18 protein-coding genes are annotated in these 23,698 nt (G+C 67.6%); 14 read left to right on the top strand and 4 right to left on the bottom strand.

The window, feature by feature from the left end; genetic code table 11:
• Positions 1–1,298: HNH endonuclease signature motif containing protein (locus GC106_RS22885; protein ID WP_173134223.1), on the top strand; the 1,298-nt coding region annotated here is incomplete at its 5' end.
• A gap of 134 nt (positions 1,299–1,432) precedes the next feature.
• Here the strand turns inward: GC106_RS22885 and GC106_RS22880 are convergent.
• Entirely contained in the window at positions 1,433–2,236 is an 804-nt protein-coding gene (locus GC106_RS22880) for a glycoside hydrolase family 16 protein (protein WP_173134220.1), read from the bottom strand.
• A gap of 24 nt (positions 2,237–2,260) precedes the next feature.
• Complete coding sequence (locus GC106_RS22875) at positions 2,261–5,068, bottom strand: family 43 glycosylhydrolase (RefSeq protein ID WP_173134217.1); 2,808 nt, start codon at positions 5,066–5,068, stop codon at positions 2,261–2,263.
• Positions 5,069–5,471: 403 nt separating this feature from the next.
• Between GC106_RS22875 and GC106_RS22870 the strand changes: the two genes are divergently transcribed.
• From GC106_RS22870 to mmsB, 12 genes are all read left to right on the top strand, one after another.
• Positions 5,472–6,656 carry an MDR family MFS transporter gene (locus tag GC106_RS22870; protein ID WP_312872791.1) on the top strand — a complete coding sequence of 395 codons (1,185 nt, stop codon included), beginning with the start codon at positions 5,472–5,474 and terminating at the stop codon, positions 6,654–6,656.
• Between the two features lie 235 nt (positions 6,657–6,891).
• Positions 6,892–7,893 (top strand): LacI family DNA-binding transcriptional regulator, encoded by a 1,002-nt coding sequence (locus GC106_RS22865; protein ID WP_173134211.1) that lies wholly within the window; start codon positions 6,892–6,894, stop codon positions 7,891–7,893.
• 81 nt (positions 7,894–7,974) lie between these two features.
• Positions 7,975–8,967, top strand: coding sequence for an ABC transporter substrate-binding protein (locus tag GC106_RS22860; protein ID WP_173134209.1), 993 nt, complete (start codon positions 7,975–7,977; stop codon positions 8,965–8,967).
• 17 nt (positions 8,968–8,984) lie between these two features.
• Positions 8,985–10,469 (top strand): sugar ABC transporter ATP-binding protein, encoded by a 1,485-nt coding sequence (locus tag GC106_RS22855; protein ID WP_173134206.1) that lies wholly within the window; start codon positions 8,985–8,987, stop codon positions 10,467–10,469.
• Positions 10,466–11,503, top strand: a complete 1,038-nt coding sequence (locus tag GC106_RS22850; RefSeq protein WP_173134202.1) for an ABC transporter permease — start codon at positions 10,466–10,468, stop codon at positions 11,501–11,503. The genes GC106_RS22855 and GC106_RS22850 overlap by 4 nt, the downstream gene beginning before the upstream one ends.
• Entirely contained in the window at positions 11,500–12,465 is a 966-nt protein-coding gene (gene yjfF, locus GC106_RS22845; RefSeq protein WP_173134200.1) for a galactofuranose ABC transporter, permease protein YjfF, read from the top strand. Before GC106_RS22850 ends, yjfF begins: the two co-directional genes overlap by 4 nt.
• 64 nt (positions 12,466–12,529) lie before the next feature.
• Complete coding sequence (gene araB / locus GC106_RS22840; protein WP_173134198.1) at positions 12,530–14,176, top strand: ribulokinase; 1,647 nt, start codon at positions 12,530–12,532, stop codon at positions 14,174–14,176.
• A gap of 6 nt (positions 14,177–14,182) precedes the next feature.
• Positions 14,183–14,869, top strand: coding sequence for an L-ribulose-5-phosphate 4-epimerase (locus tag GC106_RS22835; RefSeq protein WP_173134196.1), 687 nt, complete (start codon positions 14,183–14,185; stop codon positions 14,867–14,869).
• Positions 14,866–16,353: an L-arabinose isomerase gene (gene araA, locus GC106_RS22830; RefSeq protein ID WP_173134194.1), complete on the top strand. Its 1,488-nt coding sequence runs from the start codon at positions 14,866–14,868 to the stop codon at positions 16,351–16,353. Before GC106_RS22835 ends, araA begins: the two co-directional genes overlap by 4 nt.
• 10 nt (positions 16,354–16,363) lie before the next feature.
• A complete protein-coding gene (gene chvE, locus GC106_RS22825; protein WP_173134192.1) occupies positions 16,364–17,494 on the top strand; it encodes a multiple monosaccharide ABC transporter substrate-binding protein in 1,131 nt (376 codons plus the stop codon).
• Positions 17,491–19,011, top strand: a complete 1,521-nt coding sequence (gene mmsA, locus GC106_RS22820) for a multiple monosaccharide ABC transporter ATP-binding protein (RefSeq protein WP_173134190.1) — start codon at positions 17,491–17,493, stop codon at positions 19,009–19,011. The genes chvE and mmsA overlap by 4 nt, the downstream gene beginning before the upstream one ends.
• 59 nt (positions 19,012–19,070) lie before the next feature.
• Complete coding sequence (mmsB, locus tag GC106_RS22815) at positions 19,071–20,288, top strand: multiple monosaccharide ABC transporter permease (RefSeq protein ID WP_173134187.1); 1,218 nt, start codon at positions 19,071–19,073, stop codon at positions 20,286–20,288.
• Here mmsB and GC106_RS22810 read toward each other — a convergent pair.
• On the bottom strand, positions 20,285–21,265 hold the full coding sequence (locus GC106_RS22810) for a LacI family DNA-binding transcriptional regulator (RefSeq protein WP_173134185.1): 981 nt from the start codon (positions 21,263–21,265) through the stop codon (positions 20,285–20,287). The genes mmsB and GC106_RS22810 overlap by 4 nt on opposite strands.
• Before the next feature lie 185 nt (positions 21,266–21,450).
• Between GC106_RS22810 and GC106_RS22805 the strand changes: the two genes are divergently transcribed.
• Complete coding sequence (locus GC106_RS22805; protein ID WP_173134183.1) at positions 21,451–22,620, top strand: Gfo/Idh/MocA family protein; 1,170 nt, start codon at positions 21,451–21,453, stop codon at positions 22,618–22,620.
• On the opposite strand, the gene GC106_RS22800 is transcribed toward GC106_RS22805, so the two are convergent.
• On the bottom strand, positions 22,610–23,644 hold the full coding sequence (locus GC106_RS22800; RefSeq protein ID WP_173134181.1) for a LacI family DNA-binding transcriptional regulator: 1,035 nt from the start codon (positions 23,642–23,644) through the stop codon (positions 22,610–22,612). The genes GC106_RS22805 and GC106_RS22800 overlap by 11 nt on opposite strands.
• Between the last annotated feature and the right edge of the window lie 54 nt (positions 23,645–23,698).

Here is a 23,698-nt window from a genome sequence, read left to right as displayed (position 1 = left end):
CACTCTGGCAGCTCGGCAACCGCGAGCTTGTCACCCGGCTCACCGCCGTACACAGGCGGATACTCCGGGACTACGCCGAATACTTCGACATCCTGTCCGAAGTAGACGGCCGGGGAGCCGCGTACGAGTTGGGCTACAGCAACACCGCCGCACTACTCGTCCACACCCAGAACATCTCACGCAGTGAAGCCAACCAGCGCATCGCCCAAGCCACCGCCCTGCACGATGTGAAAACTCCGACCGGAGCCGTGGTCGAGGCCTCTCTTCCGTTGACCGCCAAGAAGCTCGCCGCCGGTCAGATCAGCGTCGGACAGGTTGAAGTCATCCGCAAGTTCGTCGGCAGCCTCAACCATGTGGAGGCGGACAAGGTTGCATTGGCGGAAGAGTTGATGGTCGAACGCGCCGCCGAGGACGACCCGAACGCCCTGGCCCGGTACGGCGAGCGGTGGGTGCGTGACATCGTCGACCCGGACGGCACAGCACCGAACGACGACGAACCGCAGCGACCGGAACGAGAACTGCGGCGGCACATCTTTCGCGACGGGCGGATGGAGTTCAAAGGACGGTTGGATGCAGAGACGGCCGCTCTGTTCGACGCACTGCTCGCGCCGTTTGAAAAGCGCGAAGCGGACGACACGCGCGGGTATGCCGAGCGTGGCGGGGATGCCTTCGCCGATGTGCTGCAGAAGGCCGCGAACTGTCCGGATCTGCCGACGCACAACGGGTTCAAGACCGAGGTGGCGTTCACCATCTCGATGGACGAGCTGACCAAGTCGGTGGACGGGCGGGTCTTGCCCGGCACCCGGTTGACCGCGGGTGAGGCGCGGCGGATCGCCTGCGACGCGCACGTGCTGCCCGCGGTCATGGGTGGAGATTCCAAACCGCTCGACGTCGCGGTTCCGGCCTATGTCGTGCCCGCGCACATCCGGCGTGGACTGGTGCTCAGGGATCGCGGGTGCGCCTTCCCGGGGTGCGACCGGCCCGCCAGTGTCTGCCACAGCCACCACATCACGTCCTGGCTGCGGGGTGGGCCAACCGCACTGGGCAACCTCGTGCTCCTGTGTGGACAGCACCATCGGCTGATTCACCGTAGCGAGTGGGAAGTCAAGCTCGACGGAGGCGTCGCCTGGTTCACCCCGCCGGACTACGTCGACCCGGCACGGACACCACGACGGAATCACTCCTGGTCTGCTCCGAACGCAGGCCTGCACGCGCGCGCTCGTCCATGCTCATCACCAACGGGTTCTCAGCTCCAGGCGAACAGATCCCGTGGCAGGCCCATCGCCCTGAAGAGGTGATCGCGGGACGCTTCAAGGCGGCAAGCGCCCGGATTGCCGCGTCGGTGTGCTCCGGAGAGTGGCGGATCTGCGACATGTCCAGCACTGTCATGACACCGGCGTCGAGCTGGGAGGCCCGCGGTCAACGCACGGAGTCAGGCCCGTGTTCGTCCGACGTAGACGTTGCGTGCGCGGTAGTAGGTGGCGCTGGTCGGGCCGGGTGAACCGGACGACCCTTCCATCTGCAGGTTGATGATGATCCACATCGGCTTGCCGACGAAGTTCGCGCCGCGGTGCTGGCCGACCCAGTTGCCGTCCAGGTAGTAGTGGATGTCCACGTCGGTCGCGTTGGCCTTGGTGATCCACGCCCGGTAGCCGTGCCACGCCCCGGGATTCGAGACGTTGACGATGGTGTTGGACCAACCACCGCTCGCGTTGCGGTACGTGTTGAACCAGTTGCGGGCGTCGCCCTTGTACTCGAGGATGTCGCTTTCCGGCGGCCAGCTGTTCGCGCCGGTCAGCCAGAACGCCGGCCAGGTGCCTCGCGCCGAGGGGGCCTGGAACTCGCCCTTGACCTCCCAGTTCGGGAACTGGTCGGAGACCGTGACGTGCTGACGGGCGTGGATGGCGCCGGAGTGGTATCGGATGGGCAGGTGGGGATCGGCCGAACTGGTGCCTTCGTCCCAGGTGATCCTGGTCGCCTTCACCACCAGGACGCCGTTGCTTTCCAGGTAGACGTGGTTGTGGTCGGTGGCGCTGGCGTACATCCGGGCACTGCCGTTGTGGTCGGAACCCCACGGGTACCGGTAGTTCCACGCGGACTCCAGCGTCGAATAGCTCGCGAACGAGCCGTCGATCACGGTTTCCCAGGCTGCCGCGTTCGCCGGCGAGCCCGCGATGGCCGTGCTGAGCAGGCCGCCGCAGCCGGCGGCCAGGAATGTTCGTCGGGTGTGTGTCATGGTGGGACCTTTCGGTGTGCAGGGTTATTCGATCGGTCGTGGTCGCACGCTTTCCAGGGTGGGCACGACCGGAGCGACCATGCCGTCGTCGGTGAAGGTCAGTTTGTCGATTGTGGACTCGCGATGGGTGCCGTCACCGCCGGGGATGGCGAAGCGGTGGTAGGCGATGTACCACTCGTCGGTGCCGGGGATCCGGACCATCGAGCTGTGGCCGGTGCCCTTGATGCCCAGTGACAGGTCCTTGCGCAGGATCACGCCACGGTTCGTGAAGGGCCCGGCCGGGCTGTCGGCGGTGGCGTACGCGACCCGGTAGTTCTCGCTGCGGGTGTCGTCGATCGACCAGCTGAGGTAGTAGGTTCCCTTCCGCTTCACCATGAACAGGCCTTCACGGAAGTCGGCGAGGCCGGTGATCCGTCGCACGGCGGCCGGGTCGAACGAGATCATGTCCTCGTTGAGCGGCACGACATAGGCGGAACCATTGCCCCAGTAGAGGTATGGTTTGCCGTCGTCGTCGGTGAACACGGCCGGATCGATGGCCTGTCCGCTGTCGGGGTTGCGACTGACCAGCGGCCGGCCCGAGTCGACGAACGGGCCGGTGGGCGAATCACCGACGGCGACACCGATCTTGGCCTCGGCGCAGAAGTAGAAGTAGTACTTCCCGTCGCGGTACGCGATGGCCGGTGCCCACGCGTTGTTGTCCGCCCAGGAGACGTCTGGCCCGAGGTCCAGCGCCACGCCGTGATCGGTCCAGGTGGCCAGGTCCTTCGACGACCAGACCTTGAAGGTGGTGCTGCCCCAGTTCGGGAAGCCGTCCGTGGTCGCGTACACGTAGTACGTGTCGCCGAACACCGCGATGTTGGGATCGGCGTTCAGGCCGGGCGGCAGTGGGCTGCGCATCTCCCGGGCGCTGACCGTCCACACGCGAGTGTTTCCGCGTGGTGCGAGCACGCGGTACGTCATCGGCTTGCTCAGGTCGACCACTTGGCCGCTGCCCGGCCGGATGGCCGCGCCGCTCGCCAGTTCGAAGGCAGGGGACAGGCGGCGCAGGTCGGTCCCCGGCTTGACCGGCAGGACGACGGTTCCGGCGGTCACGTCGATGATCGCGGGCACTTTCAGTTCGGGCATCGTGACCGACCGGATGGTGGTGATGTTGCCCGGCAGGGCGGCGATCTCGGCGGCGCTCAGGGCCCGTTTGTACAACCGGACGTCCTTCATCCGGCCCTGGAAGTACTTGTCCGCCGTGTACTGCGACCGCCCGAGGTAGTTCGCCGCCGTCCGGCCACCGCCGATGTCCGACGGTTTCCGCGTGACGTTGTCATTGCGCGCCACCGGAAGTCCATCGAGGTACAGCACTGCTTTGCCGTCTCCGATGGTGTACGTGAGGTTGTGCCAGGCGCCTCGGGACAGGCCGGTGGACGCTGCCGTTTGTTGCTCGGAACGCCAGTCACCACTGGATATCGCCGCGCGTAAGCCACTGTCCGCACTGCCGCCTGTGCTGAACAGATAGCCGTTCCCGGTGCCTGTCGCGCCGGTATTGCCGAAGCCGTATAAGAAGTACGGTGTCTGTTGCGCGGGATCGACGTAGACGTCAGCGGCCACGGTGACGGCGTCCACTCCGGACAGCATGTTGTCCGGCAGGTCGACGAAGCCGTTCTTCCCGCCGAACGACAGTGATCCGTTGGACCAGGTGGCGTCACCGGACAGCGTGCCGTCGTAGCCGTGTCCGGTGATGTCCTTGGCTTTTGTGCCTGTGTTCGCGTTGAGCGGCCAGTGTGCCACGAGTCCGTTGTGGTCCGCCTTGACCGGTGGCACGGGTCCGCCGGTGAGCCGGTCGTGTTCCGCCTTGGTGATCGGCAGGACAGTGCCGTGCCGCAGCGACGCCGGAAGCTGGGCACCTGCCGAGGCCGTCCACTTGCCGCTGGTCAGATCGGTGGTCTCGAAGGGAACGTAGCCACGGCCGCCGAACTCGTCGATGAACATGTACCACTTGTTCTCGGTGTTCGACTTGAACACGGTCGGGCCTTCGCCACGGCTGATGTCCGGCTTGCCGATGCACTCGCTGATGAAGTCGTACGACGGGTCTAGCAGGTCGGTGGCCTTCTCCGCGACGATGAACTTGCTGCACGGGCTGGAGGAGCTGGGATCGCGTTCGTCCTTGGTGTACCGGTAGTAGACGCCGTCGTGCTTGATCACGGTCGAGTCGATCACCGAGTAGCCCGGGTCCAGCCAGACCTTGGCTTCGCTGAACGTCACGAAGTCGCGCGTGGTCGCGTACATCATCCGGTTGTAGCTGGAACCCGTGTGGCCGGGATCGCTCTCCGCGTACAGTTTGGACGCCCAGAACACGACGTAGACACCGCGTTCGTCGTCCCAGTAGGCCTCCGGCGCCCAGGTGTTGCCCGCGGTCGGCGGCGAGACCTGGACGGAGCGTTGCGCCGACCAGTTCACCAGGTCGGCCGACTCCCAGACCATGATCGACCGGCTGCCGTGCCGTTGCGCCTTGTCCCAGTCGCCGTTGCCGTGGATCTTCAGGTCCGTGGCGAGCAGGTAGAACTTGTCGCCCTGCGGGGCGCGGATGATGAACGGGTCGCGCACGCCCTTGTCGCCCAGCGTGGAGGTCAGGATCGGCTGGCCGTTGTTGCGTTCGTCGAACTTCAGCGGGTCGTTGCCGCGACTGGTGGCGAGGTAGATCTGCTCACCGTTCGCGGTGCCCTCACCGGTGAAGTAGAAGAACGCGTACCCCGCGTACGGTTCCTGCGCGGCGGACACGGAACCGGTGGTCAGGCCACACGCGAGGACGATGATGGCGATGAAGCTGATGAACCGGGACATCGTTGACCCCTTCACGGCACGGCGAATGTTATCGTTAACATCCGACGAGGTGCTTCGACAGTAGGACGCGCTCAGTCACCGGTCAAGCACACACCGCCAATCACCCCGCCCGGGGTCCCCAAGCCTCGTGTCCACCGCTCCGGCACCCCGTGTCGACCGTTCCGGCACCCCGTGTCCGCCGTTCCGGCACTCTGAAATTCCCCTCGCGGGCTCGGCCGGGGCGGCCCGCGTCTTTGACGCTGCACCAACGGCTCCCAGCCCACTCCTCCGAGGCCGTCCGGGCACACCACGCCGCCGTCCATGCTGGACTCCGCTTGCCAGTGGCTTCGGTCACGGGGCCGTGCCTTCGATAATGAAAACCGTTACGGTGTTCCCATCTGATCAACCATTTCCGGGGAGTGCGGTGTCCGCGTCTGTCAGTACGCGTCGTCAGGCGTTGACGCGGTTCAGCGTGCTGCCGCCGGTCGCCCGGATGCTTGTCGGCACCCAGTTGCTGTTCAACATCGGGTTCTTCCTCGTCCTGCCGTATCTGGCCGGGCATCTCACCGGCGACCTCGCGCTGGCGGGCTGGGTCGTCGGGCTTGTCCTCGGCCTGCGGACCTTCAGTCAGCAGGGACTTTTCCTCGTGGGCGGCACGCTGACCGACCGGTTCGGTGCCAAGCCGGTGATCCTCGCCGGCTGCGTCGTCCGCGTGGGCGGCTTTGTGCTGCTGGCGGTTTCCGGCACGCTGCCCGGCGTGCTGGCGGGGGCGGTGCTGACCGGGTTCGCGGGCGCGCTGTTCTCCCCGGCGGTCGAGGCGTCGTTGGCGCGCGAAGCGGGGCCGGAGTTGCGGGCGACGGCGTTCGCGCTGCTGGCGATCTGTGGTGAGGCGGGAGCGGTGGTGGGGCCGCTGCTCGGTGCCCTTGTCCTGACCGATTTCGCGCTTGCCTGCTGGATCGCGGCGGGCTTGTTCGTGCTGATCGCTGCCGGGCACGTGGTTCTGCTGCCGCACCGGGCCGGCGAGCACAGGAACGAACCGGTACTCGCGGGGTGGCGTGAGGTCCTGCGCAACCGGGTCTTTGTGGTCTTCGCTGTCGCGTACTCCGGCTATCTGGTGTCCTACAACCAGCTTTACCTTGCCCTGCCCAGTGAACTGCGGGGCGCGACGGGGGACGAGGCCGCGCTGGGCTGGCTGTTCGCGCTGGCTTCGGTGATGGTCGTGGTCGGACAGATGCCGACGACGGTGTTCGCGCGGCGGGTGCTGGGGCCTGGTCGTGCCGTCGTGGCCGGGTTCGCGCTCATGGCGGCCGCGTTCGGAGTTGTGGCGGTACCGCTTCCCGGTTTGGTGCCCGCGATCCTGATGGTCGTTCTGCTGACCGCCGGGCAGATGCTCGCGGTGCCGTTCGCGCAGGAACGTGTTCCGGTTCTGGCTGGGGAACGCCGATTGGGCGCCCATTTCGGGTTCTTGTCCTCGGTGGGTGGTGTGGCCGTGTTGATCGGCAGTACGGCCAGTGGTGCGCTGCTCGGCCTCGGGCCGGTCGCCTGGCTGGTGCTCGCCCTTGTGCCGCTCGGCAGCGCCGTCGCGCTCGCTGTTCTCTTCGCACGTTGACCGAAGGCGGATTCTTCGTCCGTGCTCGTGGTCCCGCTTGCCGGGTGCTCATCGAAGTGGCTGCTCGGATCCGCTGGCGCGACGCGGTATGGTCGGCTGGGTAGTGACCACACGACTCAGGGTGGCAGGTTGCGTGCTCGTGACTCGACCGTTACGCGTGTGCTGCTTGACCCCGTGAGTGTTATCGCTAACACTGCCTCTCATCACGCCGCAGCGAAGCGATCGGGAGGTGGTCATGACAGGCGTACGGCATGCGAGCCTCACGGACGTGGCTGAACTCGCGGGCGTCTCCCACATGACGGTCTCCCGGGTGATCAACGGCACCGGCCCGGTCCGCGCGGAAACGCGGGCCAGGGTGCTGGCCGCCGTCGAGAAGCTGGACTACCGGCCCAACTCCGCCGCCCGTGCCCTGGTCACCGGCAAGACCGGCAACCTCGGCGTGGTCGCGCTCGACTCGACCCTCTACGGCCCGGCGAGCACCCTGTACGGCATCGAGAACGCCGCACGGGAAGCCGGGTACTCGGTCACGATCACCAGTGTCAGCGCCCCGAACCGGACGTCGATCGCGGACGCCATCGAGACCCTGCGCCGCCAGGCGGTCGAAGGCATCGTGGTGATCGCGCCGCACGTGGCGACGGGCAAAGCACTGGCGCACATGCCGAGTGACGTGCCACTGGTCGCTGTCGGGGGCGGCGAGCACGCTCCCGTCCCGGTCAGCGCGGTCGACCAGTACGACGGTGCCCGCCGGGTCACCGAACACCTGCTGGCGCTGGGGCACAGGACGGTCTGGCACGTGGCCGGTCCGGCGGACTGGCTGGAGACCCGGGATCGCGAGCTGGCCTGGCGGGAGACGCTGGAACGGCACGGTGCCAAGGTGCCGCGCGTGGTGCGTGGTGACTGGAGTTCCCGGTCGGGGTACGAGGCCGGACGGGAGCTCGCTGGTCAGAAGGGGTTGACGGCGGTCTTCGTCGCCAACGACCAGATGGCGCTGGGCCTGCTGCGCGCGTTCTCCGAAACGGGGATCGCCGTGCCGAAGGATGTCCATGTCGCGGGCTTCGACGACGTACCGGAGGCCGCTTACTTCAGCCCGCCGTTGACCACGGTCCGTCAGGACTTCATCGAAGTGGGCAGACGCACGTTCCGGCAGCTCGCCGAGCGGATCGCCGGTCGCCAGCCGCAGGTCCGCGACCTGGTCCCCGCCGAGCTGATCGTCCGGGAAAGCACCGGACCCCGGTAGTACGCCCGTGCGTCCTGTCGCGATAAGTCGCCACTTGTGAGTGTTAGCGCTAACAGTCGCTATGAGTGTTGGGAGCCGCCCATGAAGTACAGGAAGCTGGCCGCCGTCGCGGCCGGGATCGTCAGTCTCACGTTATTCACCGCGTGCGGTGAAGCGGGTGGTGGTGGGGGTCAGACACCGGGCAGCGGGGGTGGTGGCACCATCACGCTGGGGTTCTCGCAGGTCGGGGCGGAGAGCGGCTGGCGCACCGCGAACACCAAGTCGATCCAGGACTCGGCCAAGGCCGCCGGGATCGACCTGAAGTTCTCCGACGCGCAGCAGAAGCAGGAGAACCAGATCCGCGCGATCCGGTCGTTCATCCAGCAGAAGGTCAAGGTCATCGCCTTCTCGCCGGTGGTCGAGTCCGGCTGGGACACCGTGCTGAAGGAGGCGAAGACCGCCAACATCCCGGTGATCCTGACCGACCGCGCGATCGACTCGCCGGACACCTCGCTGTACAAGACGTTCCTCGGCTCGGACTTCGTCAAGGAAGGCCGCAAGGCCGGGGAGTGGCTGACCAAGGAGTTCGCCTCGGCCACCGGGGACGTCAACATCGTCGAACTGCAGGGCACCACGGGCTCGGCGCCCGCCAACGACCGCAAGAAGGGCTTCGCCGAGGCGATCGCGTCGACCTCGAAGTTCAAGGTGGTCGCCTCGCAGACGGGTGAGTTCACCCGGGCCAAGGGCAAGGAGGTCATGGAGGCCTTCCTGAAGTCGCAGAGCAAGATCGACGTGCTCTACGCGCACAACGACGACATGGCGCTCGGCGCGATCGAGGCGATCGAGGGCGCGGGCAAGAAGCCGGGCACGGACATCAAGATCGTGTCGATCGACGCGGTGCGGGACGGCATGCAGGCGCTGGCCGACGGGAAGATCAACTACATCGTCGAGTGCAACCCGTTGCTCGGACCGCAGTTGATGGACCTCGTCAAGAAGGTCGCCGCCGGTGAGCAGGTGCCGCAGCGCATCGAGACCGAGGAGACCGAATTCGACCAGGCCAAGGCCAAAGAGGTCTTGCCGCAACGTCAGTACTGACGCCGATGGTTCTGCGGATGACGGGAATCCGGAAGCGGTTCCCTGGTGTGGTCGCACTGGACGACGTGGACTTCCGGCTGCTGCCCGGTGAGGTGCACGCTCTGATGGGCGAGAACGGCGCGGGCAAGTCCACCCTGATCAAGGTGCTGACCGGGGTGTACGGGGTGGACGCCGGCGAGATCGAGCTGGCGGGCGAGCCGGTGTCCTTCACCGGCCCGGCCGCGGCGCAGCGGGCCGGGGTGAGCACGGTGTACCAGGAGGTCAACCTGTGCCCGAACCTGTCGATCGCCGAGAACATCCTGCTGGGCCGCGAACCGCGCCGGTTCGGCCGGATCCGGTGGGCACCGATGCGCCGCCGCGCCGAGGAACTGCTGGCCCGGCTGGACCTCGAGCTGGACGTCAGCGCGCCGCTGTCGGCCCAGTCGATCGCGGTGCAGCAGCTGGTCGCGATCGCCAGGGCACTGGACGTCGACGCGCGGGTGCTCGTGCTCGACGAGCCGACGTCCAGTTTGGACTCCCACGAGGTCGACCGGCTGCTGGCGGTGATGCGCACGCTGCGGGACGAGGGAATGGCGATCCTGTTCGTGACGCACTTCATCGACCAGGTCTTCGCCATCTCCGACCGGATGACCGTGCTGCGCAACGGCAAACTCGTCGGTGAGTACGAGACCGCCGAGATCACCCCGGTGGAGCTGGTCACCAGGATGATCGGCAAGGAGCTCGCCACGCTGGACGAGCTCGAGCAGGTCCGGCCGGAGCGCACGGTGCGGGAGGAACTGCTGCGCGCCGAGGAAGTCGGCCGGGCCGGCGGTATCGAGCCGTTCTCGCTCGGCATCCAGCGCGGCGAGGTGGTCGGGCTGGCCGGTCTGCTCGGATCGGGGCGCACCGAGCTGGCCCGGCTGCTGTTCGGCGCCGACCACGCCGACCAGGGCACCATCCGCGTGGACGACAAGCCGGTGTCGTTGCGCACGCCGCGTGCGGCGATCGCCCGCGGCATCGCGTTCTGTTCGGAGAACCGCAAGACCGAGGGCCTGGTCGAGGACCTGACCGTCCGCGAGAACATCGCGCTGGCGGTCCAGGCCTCGCGTGGCTGGACCAAACCCCTGTCGCGCAAGCGGCAGGAGGAGATCGCCGAGAGCAGCATCAAGGCACTCGACATCCGCCCGGCCAACCCCGAGGCCAAGGTGGGCGAGCTGTCCGGCGGCAACCAGCAGAAGGTCCTGCTGGCCCGCTGGCTGATCACCGAGCCCCGGCTGCTCATCCTGGACGAGCCGACCAGGGGCATCGACATCGGTGCCAAGACCGAGATCCAGAAACTCGTCACGCGACTCGCGGCCGAGGGCATGGCCGTGGTGTTCATCTCGGCGGAACTGGAAGAGGTCCTGCGGCTCAGCGACCGCGTGCTCGTGTTGCGCGACAGGCAGGTCGTCGCTCAACTGGACAACGACGCGCTGACACCGGAGCAGATCATGGCGACCATCGCGGACGGAGGCGCGGAATGATCAAGCACCGGCTGTTCTGGCCCACCGCGGCGTTGATCGTCCTGCTGCTGGGCAACTTCATCGCGCACCCGGCGTTCTTCTCGGTGGAACTGCGGGAAGGACACCTGTACGGCAGCCTGATCGACATCCTGCGGTTCGGCGCGCCGCTGATCATGGTCGCGCTCGGCATGACGCTGGTGATCGCCACCGGCGGGATCGACCTGTCGGTCGGCTCGGTGGTCGCGATCAGCGGGGCCATCGCGTGCCTGCACCTCAGCGGCCTGGAGAACCAGGACAGCCTGGGCGGCACGGCCGGTGCCGTCGGCATCGCGCTGGGGCTGAGCATCGTCCTGGGCGCGTGCAACGGGGTGCTGGTGTCGGTGCTGAACATCCAGCCGATCATCGCCACCCTGATCCTGATGGTGGCCGGCCGCGGGCTCGCCCAGCTGATCACCGACGGCCAGATCATCACCGTCAACTCGTCGCCGTACCAGGCGATCGGCGGCGGCTTCGTGCTGACGTTGCCGGTGTCGATCCTGATCGCGGTCGCGGTGTTCGTACTGGCGTCGCTGCTGGTCCGCAAGTCCGCGCTGGGCATGCTGCTGGAAGCGGTCGGCGGCAACCCGGAGGCCAGCAGGCTCGCCGGGGTGCGGTCACGGCGGCTGATCTGGCTGACGTACGTGGTGTGCGGCCTGTGCGCGGGCATCGCCGGGCTGATGATCAGCTCGAACGTGTCCAGCGCGGACGGCAACAACGCGGGGCTGTGGATCGAGCTGGACGCGATCCTGGCCGTGGTGATCGGCGGAACGGCACTGACCGGCGGCCGGTTCTCGTTCGCGGGCACGGTGATCGGCGCGTTGCTGATCCAGACGTTGTCCACGACCGTGTACACGCTCGGCATCCCGCCGCAGACCACGTTGCTGTTCAAGGCCGTGGTCGTGATGGCGGTGTGCCTGGTGCAGTCGCCGGCGTTCCGTCGCAAGCTGGTCCGCCGTCGTAAGCCCAAACCGGTGACCCGGGCCCGCCAGGACGAGAAGGTGGAGGTGTCGGCATGACGACGCTCACCGCGTCACGGCAGCGCTACCTGCCGATCATCGCCACGTTCGCCCTGCTGGTCGGGGCGTACGGCTTCGGCGCGGCGCAGTACGAGGCGTTCGCGTCCGGGCAGGTCGTGCTGAACATCCTGATCGACAACGCCTTCCTGCTCGTGGTGGCGATCGGGATGACGTTCGTGATCCTGACCGGCGGCATCGACCTGTCCGTCGGCGCGGTCGTCGCACTGTCCACTTTGGTCTCGGCGAGACTGCTCGCCGCCGGGGTGTCCCCGCTCGTGGTGCTCGTGCTCGTGCTCGTGATCGGGGGAACGCTCGGTCTCGGCATGGGCGCGGTGATCCACTACTTCGAGCTGCAGCCGTTCATCGTGACGCTGGCCGGGATGTTCCTGGCCAGAGGCCTCTGCTACACGATCAGCGTCGAGTCGATCTCGATCACCGACGGGTTCTTCACGACCATGGCGCAGACCCCGGTGTCACTGCCGGGCGGCATGCACGTGTCGACCAGTGTCGTGATCGCCGTGATCGTGCTGGCGGTGGCCGCGTACGTGCTGCACTTCACGCGGCTCGGCCGGACGGTGTACGCGATCGGCGGCAGCGAGCAGTCGGCGATGCTGATGGGTCTTCCGGTGGCACGCACGAAGATCACGGTGTACGCGATCAGCGGGCTGTGCTCGGCGCTCGGCGGGGTGTTGCTCGCGTTCTACACGTTGTCCGGCAACGCGTTGCACGCCGTCGGGATGGAGCTGGACGCGATCGCGGCGGTCGTCATCGGTGGCACAATTCTCACCGGTGGCACCGGATACGTGCTCGGCACCGTTCTGGGCGTGCTCGTGCTGGGCATCATCCAGACGCTGATCACCTTCGACGGCACCCTCAGCTCGTGGTGGACCAAGATCGTGATCGGTGCGTTGTTGTTCGTGTTCATCGTGTTGCAACGGCTGGTCAGCCGGCGCGCGCGATAGCAGGGGAGCGGGGTCGAGGGTAGTGGCAGGGACGTTGTGTTAGCGCTAACTCAGAGGAGGGCACGTGCCAGCAGATGACGCTCTGGTGGTCGGTGTGGACTTCGGCACGCTGTCCGCGCGAGCGGTCGTGGTGCGCGTGCGGGACGGGGCCGAACTGGGCACCGCGGTCGCGGACTACCCGCACGGCGTGGTCGACCAGGCTTTGCGCGGGCGGCCGTTACCACCGGACTGGGCGTTGCAGGTCCCGGCCGACTACATCGAGGCGATGTCCCGGTCCGTGCGCGAGGCGATGACCGGACTGGACGCCGCCGCGGTGATCGGGATTGCCACGGACTTCACCGCGTGCACGATGGTCCCGACGAACGACCAGGGCACGCCGTTGTGCGAGCTGCCCGACTTCGCCGACGAACCACACGCGTACGTCAAGCTGTGGAAACACCACGCCGCACAGCCCCAGGCCGACCGGATCAACGACCTGGCCCGCGTCCGTGGCGAGAAGTGGCTGCCGCGCTACGGCGGCCTGATCTCCTCCGAGTGGGAGTTCGCCAAGGGACTGCAGATCCTCGAAGAGGCCCCGCGGGTGTACGCGGCCATGCGGCACTTCGTCGAACTGGCGGACTGGATCGTCTGGCAGCTCACCGGGAACTACGTGCGCAACGCCTGCACCGCCGGGTACAAGGGCATCTACCAGGACGGCGGCTACCCCGGCCCGGACTTCCTGCGTGAGCTGAACCCCGGGTTCGAGCGGTTCGTGGCCGACAAGCTCGACCACCCGCTCGGCCAGCTGGGCGACAAGGCGGGCGAACTGACCGCCCAGGCGGCGGAGTGGACCGGGCTGCCGGAGGGCATCGCGGTCGCGGTGGGCAACGTGGACGCCCACGTCACCGCGCCGGCGGCGCGGGCCGTCGAGCCGGGGCAGATGGTCGCGATCATGGGCACCTCCACGTGTCACGTGATGAACGGGACCACCCTGACCGAGGTGCCCGGGATGTGCGGCGTGGTGGACGGCGGAATCGTCCCCGGGCTGTGGGGTTACGAGGCCGGGCAGAGCGGCGTCGGGGACATCTTCGCCTGGTTCGTGCGCACGTGCGTCCCGGCGGAGTACCACGAGCAGGCCAAGGCCAAGGGCATCTCGGTGCACGAGCACCTCACCGAACTCGCCGCACGGCAACGGATCGGCGAGCACGGGCTCGTGGCGCTCGACTGGCACAGCGGCAACCGGTCCGTGCTGGTCGACCACGAGCTGTCCGGCGTGATCGTCGGCCAGACCCTGGCGACCACACCGGAGGAGATGTACCGGGCGTTGCTGGAGGCGACCGCGTTCGGCACCCGCGTGATCATCGACACGTTCATCGACGCGGGCGTCCCGGTGCGGGAGTTGATCGTCGCGGGTGGACTGATCAAGAACGAGCTGCTCATGCAGATTTACGCGGACGTGGTGAACCTGCCGTTGTCGGTGATCGGATCGCCGCAGGGACCCGCGCTGGGCTCGGCGATCCACGCGGCCGTGGCAGCGGGCGCATATCCGGACATCCACGCGGCCGCACGGGCGATGGGGTCGGTACGCCGTGCGGCCTACCGGCCGATCGAGGCCAACGTCGAGGCGTACCAGGAGATGTTCGAGGAGTACCAGACCTTGCACGACTACTTCGGCCGGGGGAACGAACTGATGCATCGGCTGCGCCACCGCCGCCGGGTCCAGAAAGGATAGATCCGGATGGTGTTCTCCACAGCGGTTCTCGACACGGTCGACGAACTGTGCCACACCGTCGCCGACCTGCACGGTGAACTGACCCGCAACGAACTGGTGATCTGGACCGCGGGCAACGTGTCCGCCCGGGTGCCCGGCGAGGACCTGATGGTGATCAAGCCGTCGGGGGTGTCCTACGACGAGCTGGCCGCGGACAAGATGGTCGTCACGGACCTGCACGGCGAACTCGTGCACGGCAACCTGGCGCCGTCTTCGGACACCGCGGCGCACGCCTACGTCTACCAGCACATGCCCGAGGTCGGGGGAGTGGTGCACACGCACTCCACCTATGCGACGGCGTGGGCCGCCCGCGGCGAGCCGATCCCGTGCGTGCTCACCATGATCGCCGACGAGTTCGGCGGGGAGATCCCGGTCGGGCCGTTCGCGATGATCGGCGACGACTCGATCGGCCGGGGCATCGTGGAAACGCTGCGCGGCAGCCGGTCGCCCGCCGTGTTGATGCGCAACCACGGGCCGTTCACCGTCGGCCCGGACGCGCGCGCCGCGGTCAAGGCGGCCGTCATGGTCGAGGACGTCGCCCGCACCGTCCACATCGCACGTCAGCTCGGCGACCCGAAGCCCTTGGACCAGAAGGACATCGACCGGTTGCACGAGCGGTACCGCAACGTCTACGGCCAGCAGGAGATCCGATGAACACACCGCAGGTCTGGTTCCTCACCGGCAGCCAGGGTCTCTACGGGCAGGAAACGCTGGCCCAGGTCGCCGATCAGTCCGTGCGCATCCAGCAGATGCTCGCCACCACGGGCAAGATCAGCGCGGAGATCGCCGGCAAGCCCGTGCTGACCGACACCGCCGCGATCCGCCAGGTGATGCTGGAGGCGAACAACGACCCGTCGTGCGTCGGCGTGATCGCGTGGATGCACACGTTCTCGCCGGCCAAGATGTGGATCACCGGGCTGGACGCGTTGCGCAAACCGTTGCTGCACCTGCACACGCAGCTCAACGAGGCGCTGCCGTGGCAGACCATCGACATGGACTTCATGAACCTCAACCAGGCCGCGCACGGCGACCGGGAGTTCGGCTACATCCAGACCCGCCTTGGCGTGGCGCGCAAGACCGTCGCCGGGCACGCCAGCGATCCCGCCTTGGTCAGCCGGATCGACGGGTGGGTTCGTGCGGCGATCGGCTTGGCGCACCTGCGTTCGCTGCGCCTGGCCCGGTTCGGTGACAACATGCGGGACGTCGCCGTGACCGAGGGCGACAAGGTCGAGGCGGAGCTCCGGTTCGGCGTCTCGGTCAACACCTACGGCGTCAACGACCTGGTCGACGTGGTGGACTCGGTGTCCGACGCGGCCGCTGACGCGCTGGTCGCCGAGTACTTCGAGCTGTACGACATCGCGCCGGCTCTGGCCGAGCGGCGCTCGTCGTTGCGGTACGCGGCCAAGATCGAGGCAGGACTGCGGCAGTTCCTGACCGAGGGCGGGTTCGGCGCGTTCACCACGAACTTCGAAGACCTCGGCGGGTTGAAACAGCTGCCCGGTTTGGCCGTCCAGCGGTTGATGGCCGACGGGTACGGCTTCGGCGGCGAGGGCGACTGGAAGACCTCGGCGCTGCTGGCCGCGGTGAAGGCGATGGGACACGGCACCGGCCGGGGCACGTCCTTCATGGAGGACTACACGTACCACTTCGGTCCCGGTGAGCCGAAGATCCTCGGCGCGCACATGCTCGAGGTGTGCCCGAGCATCGCCGGGCACCGGCCGTCCTGCGAGATCCACCCGCTGGGCATCGGCGGCCGCGAGGACCCCGTCCGGCTGGTCTTCGACGCGGCGGCCGGGCCCGCGGTGGTGATCGGCCTGGCCGACCTGGGAGACCGGTTCCGGTTCGTGGCCAACGAGGTCGAAGTGGTGCCGCCGGACGAGCCGCTGCCGAAGCTGCCGGTGGCCAGGGCGGTGTGGAAGCCCGCGCCGTCGTTGCCGACGTCGGCCGAGTCCTGGCTGACCGCGGGCGGGCCGCACCACACCGTGCTCACGCAGGCCGTCGGCGCGGACGTCCTGCGGGACTTCGCCCACATGCTGCACACCGAGCTGCTGGTGATCGACAGGACCACCACCCCGGCGGACTTCGGCGACCGGATCCGCTGGAACCAGGCCTACTACCGGCTCGCCCAGGGTTTCTGAGAGGAGAACGATGAAGAGTTCACGTTTGCTGGCGGTCGCCGGGAGTATGGCGTTGACGCTCGCGCTCGCCGCCTGCGGGTCGAGTGAGAAGACCGCCGACCAGGCGCCACAGCCCGGCCAGAACGCCGGCGGCACGATCGGTGTGACCATGCCGACCAAGGCCTCCGAGCGCTGGATCCATGACGGCGACAACATCAAGACGCAGCTGGAGAAGCTGGGCTACCAGGTCGACCTGCAGTACGCCGAGAACGACATCCCCACGCAGGCCAACCAGATCGACAACCAGATCACCAAGGGGGTGAAGCTGCTGATCGTCGCGGCCATCGACGGCAAGTCGTTGTCCACCCAGCTGCAGGCCGCGGCCGACCGGAAGATCCCGGTCATCTCCTACGACAGGTTGCTGCTCAACAGCCCGAACGTCGACTACTACGCGACTTTCGACAACTTCAAGGTCGGTGTGCAGCAGGCCACCTCGCTGCTGACGGGCCTGAAGCTGAAGAAGCCGGACGGCACCGACGATCCGGCGGTGACCGGGCCGTTCAACATCGAGATCTTCGCAGGCTCGCCGGACGACAACAACACGTCGTACTTCTACAACGGCGCCATGTCGGTGCTCAAACCGTTCATCGACAGCGGGAAACTGGTCGTGCGCAGTGGCCAGACGGATCTCGGCACGATCGCGATCCTGCGCTGGGATCCGGCCACGGCGCAGCGCCGGATGGAGGACCTGCTGACCAAGACCTATCGCGGCGGGCCGACCGTGCAGGGTGTGTTGTCGCCCTATGACGGTATCTCGATCGGCATCCTCTCGGCGCTCAAGAGCAGCGGCTACGGCACCGGAACGCTGGCCTACCCGGTGGTGACCGGGCAGGACGCCGAGCTCGCGTCGGTGAAGTCGATCATCGCCGGTGAGCAGTACTCGACGGTGTTCAAGGACACCCGTGAGCTGGCCAAGGTGACCGTGCAGATGGCCGACGCCGTGCTCAAGGGCGGCAAGCCGAGCGTCAACAACGAGAAGGACTACGACAACGGCAAGAAGGTCGTGCCCAGCCAGCTGCTGCCCACGTCGATCGTGACGAAGGACAACTACCAGAAGGAACTGGTCGACTCCGGCTACTACAAGGCGGATCAGCTCAAATGACGCCGATCCTGGCGATGCGCGGCATCACCAAGACCTTTCCCGGTGTGAAAGCGCTCCAGGACGTGAATCTCGCCGTGCGCAGCGGCGAGATCCATGCGATCTGCGGGGAGAACGGCGCCGGCAAGTCCACCCTGATGAAGGTGCTGTCGGGCGTGTACCCGCACGGGTCCTACGACGGCGAGATCACCTTCGAGGACGAGCGCTGCCGGTTCTCGTCGGTGCGGGACAGCGAACGGCGCGGGATCGTGATCATCCACCAGGAGCTCGCGCTGTGCCCGCAGCTCTCGATCGCCGAGAACATCTTCCTGGGCAACGAACTGGCGCGGGGCGGGTTGATCGACTGGAACCGCACCAACCACGCGGCCGGGGAGCTGTTGCGCCGGGTGGGCCTGGACGAGAACCCGGTCACGCCCGTCTCGGAGCTGGGGGTGGGCAAACAGCAGCTGGTGGAGATCGCCAAGGCACTGTCCAAGAAGGTGCGCCTGCTGATCCTGGACGAGCCGACCGCCGCCCTGAACGACACGGATTCGGCGCATCTGCTGGACCTGCTGCGCGGGCTGCGGGAGGAGGGGGTCACCTGCGTGATCATCTCGCACAAGCTGGGCGAGGTCCGGGCGATCGCGGACTCGATCACCATCCTGCGCGACGGCCGGACGATCGAGACCTTGCAGGCGGCCGAGGTCACCGAGGACCGGATCATCTCCGGGATGGTCGGCCGGGACCTGTCACAGCGGTTCCCGCCGCGGACGCCGTCCGTGGGCGAGGAAGTGTTCCGGATCGAGGACTGGACCGTGCACAGCCCGGTCCACTCGGGACGGCTTGTGGTGGACCGGGCCTCGCTGTCCTTGCGGCGCGGGGAGATCGTCGGACTCGCCGGGCTGATGGGCGCCGGCCGGACCGAGCTGGCCATGAGCGTGTTCGGGCGGTCCTACGGCAAGGACATCTCGGGGCGGATCGTCAAGGACGGCAGGGAGATCCACCTCCGGTCCGTCCAGGACGCGATCTCGCAGGGGATCGCCTACGTCACCGAGGACCGTAAGCGGTACGGGCTGAACCTGATCGAGGACATCAAGCGGAACGTCTCGGCGGCCTGGCTCGGTGGCCTGTCCCGCCACGGGTGGGTCCGCGAGCACGAGGAGCATCGCGTCGCCGAGGAGTTCCGGGCCCGGATGGGGATCAAGGCGCCCAGCGTCCGGTCGGTCACCGGGAAGCTGAGTGGCGGCAACCAGCAGAAGGTCGTGCTGTCGAAGTGGATCCTGACCGACCCGGACGTGCTGATCCTGGACGAGCCGACGCGGGGCATCGACGTCGGGGCGAAGTTCGAGATCTATTCGATCATCAACCAGCTGGCGGACGACGGCAAGGCAGTGCTGGTCATCTCGTCGGAACTGCCCGAGTTGCTCGGCCTCTGTGACCGGATCTACGCGCTGTCCCGTGGACGGATCACAGGTGAGGTCGATCGTGCTGACGCGACTCAGGAACGGTTGATGCAGCTGATGACCACCGATCGTGAGTGATTATCCGTGTTCTAACCCTGACAAACACTCACGACGTGGTACCCGATGAAGGAAATCCCATGACTGTTACCCAGGCTCCTTCCCAGGCGCCGGAGACCGCCAAGCCGCTTCGGCGAATCTCCATCAACCCCCGCGAGAGCGGCATCTACGTCGCCTTCGCCCTGATCGTGGTCCTGTTCACGATCCTGACCGACGGTGTCCTGCTCGAGCCGCAGAACATCTCGAACATCATCGTGCAGAACTCGTACATCCTGATCCTGGCCGTCGGGATGATGCTCATCATCATCGCCGGGCACATCGACCTCTCGGTCGGCTCGGTGGTGGCCGTCTGCGGGGCGCTGTGTGCCGTCCTCACTGTCGAGATGGGCATGCCTTGGTTGCCCGCACTGCTGCTCACGCTGGTCGCCGGGGCCGTGATCGGGGCCTGGCAGGGGTACTGGGTCGCCTACTTCGGCATCCCCGCGTTCATCGTCACCCTGGCGGGCATGCTCGTGTTCCGGGCCCTCACCCTGTGGGTCCTGGGCAACCAGGGGATCGGGCCGTTCCCCGACGAGATCCGCACGCTGTCCAACGGGTTCACCGACGGGTACCTCGGCAACATCGGCCTCGGACCGCTCGGCGGTGCCGATCTGGTCAGCCTGCTCGCCGGGGTGGCCGGGGTCGCCGCGATCTTCCTCGTTCAGTGGCGGCAGCGTAAGGCGCGTCTCGGCTACCTGCAGCAGGTCGATCCGTTCCCGGTGTTCCTGCTCAAGGCCGGCGGCGCCGCCCTCGTCGTGCTCGCCGTGGTGGTGCAGCTGGCCAGGTTCAAGAACCTGCCGTGGGTGCTGGTGCTGCTGACCGTGCTGGTCCTCGGATATTCGTTGCTGGCCAACAAGTCCGTCTTCGGACGGCACATCTACGCCATCGGCGGCAACCGGCAGGCCGCCGAGCTGTCCGGGGTGAAGGTCAAGCCGATCACGTTCTGGATCTTCGTCAACATGGGGGTGCTCGCCGCGCTGGCCGGTGTGATCTTCGCCGGGCGGCTGAACCAGGCCGGGCCGACGGCGGGCAACGCGTTCGAGCTCGACGCCATCGCGGCCGCCTTCATCGGCGGCGCCGCGGTCCAGGGCGGTGTCGGCAAGGTCGTCGGGGCCATCACCGGTGGCCTGATCATGGCCGTCATCAACAACGGCATGTCCCTGCTCGGCCAGCCGAGTGAGATCGTCATGCTGGTGAAGGGCCTGGTGTTGCTCGCCGCTGTCGCCTATGACATCTGGACCAAGCGCAGGGCTGCCTAGGAGCGGGGCGGCGCGGTGGTGGCACGCACGATCAGGTACGTGTCCAGCGACTGGTTCGTGCTCACGCGGTGGTCGTCGTCGAGCAGGGCCAGCAGCACGTTCACCGCTGCGCGTCCCGCCGCTTCCGCGGGCATCGCCACCGTGGTCAGCGGGGGCGCCGAGATCGCCGCGAAGACCAGGTCGTCGAAGCCGACCAGGCTGATCTCGTCGGGCACCGGAACGCCCCGGGCGTTCAGCCTGGCCAGGACGCCGAAGGCGACGAGGTCGTTGAACGTGATGATCGCCGTGACCCCCGCCGCCAGCGCCAGGTCCGCTCCCTGCAGGCCGCCCTCGAACCTCGGCGGGAACGGTCCGAACTCGACGACCTCGATGTTGTGCTGTTCGGCCGCCGGGCGCAGGCCGCTCAGCCGGGTCGCGTTGGCCCACGAGTTGCGGGGACCGCCGAGGAAGGCGCATTTCCGGTGGCCGAGGGCCGCCAGGTGCTGGATCGCCTGGTGCATCCCGCCGGGACTGTCCATCACGACCGAGGGGATGCCCTCGATCTCCCGGTTGAGCAGCACCACGAACGTCTGCCTGGCCAGGTCACGGACGTGGTCGTCGCTCATGCTCGGGCTGCACAGGACCAGTCCGTCGACCTGTTTGGCCATGTTGCGGGCCAGGTTCTCCTCGACCACCGGGTCCTGGTCGCTGTTGGCGAACAGCACCGCCACGTCGTCCTGACGGGCCCGGGCCTGCACGCCGTTCAGCACGCCGGTGAAGAACGGGTTGTCCAGGTCGGAGACGATGATGCCGATGTGGCCGGTGCGGTTCGCCGGCTTGCGCGGCCCGCCGGCCGGGTGGTACCCCAGTTCCCCGGCCGCGGCCAGGATCCGGTTGCGTGTCTCGGGCTTGACCAGGTCGGGTGTGGTGAAGGCACGGGAGACGGTGGAGATGGAGACCTTCGCCAGAGTGGCGACGTCATGGATGGTGACGGTCACGGGGCTCCCTTTGCGCTGCTTTGCACAACATGATGTAAACCGTCTGCTTTCCTGTCAATTCGCCGCGCCGTCCGTCGCTGTCTGGAAACAGGTTCCGACCTGCGCGTTCTTCTTGACAGCGCTCCCCGGGCGCCCCTAGCGTGGCTTTGCAGAAATTCACGGCCGTTTGCAGGATCGGAGACCCAATGCCGGGTACCGCACGCCTTGCCGTTGTCGGCACGTCCGGATACGCGTTCACATACCTGCAGCGGGCGCGTGACCTGCACGAGGAAGGGTGGGCGGAGTTCGTCGGCGCTTGCGACATCCGGGAACCGTCCTCGCAAGCCCTCGCTCTGCTGCCGCCAGGCGCAGCTGTGCATCCTGACGTCGACACCTTGATGCGCGTGGCCACACCGGATGTCGTCGTCGTGGCGACACCGCCGCACGCCCACCGGTCGATCGCCGCCGCCGTGCTCAGGGCGGGCGGCGACCTGCTGATCGAGACGCCGCCTGTGCTCGACCTCAACGGGTACGACGAGCTGATGGCACTCACCACCAGGCTGGGCCGGATCTGCCAGACGGGGTTCCAGAGCTTCGGCTCCGGTGCCTTGCCGGTGCTGGCCGGCGCGATCGCCCGCGGCGAACTGGGGGAGGTGACCGGTGTCGGCGCCGCCGGAGCGTGGGTCCGGACCGACGCCTACTACGCACGCAATCCCTGGGCCGGCCGCAGATGGCTGGACGGTGAGGCCGTTGTGGACGGTGCGTTGACAAATCCCTTCTCGCACGCGGTCGCCACGGCCGTGCTCGTCGCCGGTGTGGCGGAACGGGATCCGGCGGACATCGCGCTCGAACTGTTCGGCACACGTGATCTGGAAGCCGACGACACCGCTTGCCTGCGACTGCGGTTCACCGGCGGGCCGGAGATCGTGGTCGCGGCTTCCCTGTGCGCGGAACAGGATCACGAGCCGTACGTCGTCGTGCACGGCACCGAGGGACGCGCGAAGTTCTGGTACAAGACCCATCGGCTGGAGATCAACGACGAGCACGTTCCCGTCGCCCCGCCGACCGACCTGCTGCGCAACCTGATCATGCACCGGGCCGACCCCGGCACGAGGCTGCTCGCGCCGTTGTCCCAGACCAGGGCGTTCGCTTCGGTCGTCCAGGCGGTACGGGACGCCCCCGAGCCCGCGCCGATCCCCGAGGGCTGGATTCGGACCGTCGGTGACGGTCCGGGCCGCCACCCGGTCGTCCGCGGGATCGGTGAGGAAGTGGCCGTCGCCGCGGAACGCCTCGCCCTGTTCTCCGAACTCGGCGTGCCGTGGGCCGGTCCCAACCGGTGGTGGCGTGGTGTTCACCGCGTGCCCGTCACTCCCTGACCGGGCCGGTCGTATCGCGCACGACCAGTTCGGCGCCCAGCCGGACGACGCCTGTGGGCGGCGGTTCGTCCAGTCCACACGCGATCCGTCCGGCCAGCGCGCCGGCTTCCCGCAACGGAAGCCGCACCGTGGTCAACGGCGGATGGGTGTCCTGGCAGAACTCGATGTCGTCGAACCCGGCCACGGAAACCTGTCCGGGAACGTCCCTTCCGGACGCCCGGGCGGCGGCCAGCGCGCCTGCCGCCATCACGTCGTTGGCCGCGACGATGGCCGTGACGTCGTTGCGTTGCAGCAGTTTGTGGCCTGCCAGCCATCCGGACTCGCGGGTGAACGTTCCTTGTTCGATCAGGCCAGGGTCGTGGTCGCGCGCGGCGATCCGGTAGCCGTGCAGCCGTTCCCGGCTGGTGGATCGCAGCGGTGGGCCGGTGATGTAGCCGATTCGCTTGTGGCCCAAGGCGGTGAGGTGTTCGACGAGCCGCATGGTGCCGCCGGTGTTGTCGAACGTGATCGCGGACGCCTTCGGCAGGTCCGGGATCGGCGGCCGTCCACACAGGACGACCCGGGCGCCGCGGTTGTGGAACCCGCTGAGCAGGCGGGTGAGCGTCAGCTGGTGGTCGGCGTCCCTGACCGAGCCGCCGACCAGGATCACGCCGTCGGCTCGCAGCCGGCGCAGGTGTTCCAGCTGCCTGATCTCCCGCAGCGGATCGCTGCCGGTGCTGCACACCAGCGCGAGCTGGCCCGCCAGGAACGTCTGGTCCTGCACACCGGCCACGATGTGCGCGAAGAAGGGATCGGACATGTCGCCGACGATCACGCCGATCACCTCGGACGCCGCCGCCGCCAACGCCCTGGCGTGCCCGTTGACCACGTACTCCAGCTCATGGATCGCCCGCTCGACGCGCTCCCGGGTCGCACGCGAGACCAGGTTGCTGCGGTTGAGCACACGAGAGACCGTCGCCGCCGAAACGCCCGCGCGGTTGGCGACGTCAGTCAGGGTGGCCGGCCGGACGAAGTCCCCGCGCATGACACCACTCCTGTCGTTTGCAGAAAACTCTGACATCGTCCCGCGATCACACTG

This window comes from Kibdelosporangium persicum (genome assembly GCF_013280595.1).
GTDB classification, from domain to species: Bacteria; Actinomycetota; Actinomycetes; order Mycobacteriales; family Pseudonocardiaceae; genus Kibdelosporangium; species Kibdelosporangium persicum.
The sequence above is the reverse complement of the archived record's forward strand: the minus strand, read 5'-3'. Positions and strand labels throughout refer to the sequence as shown.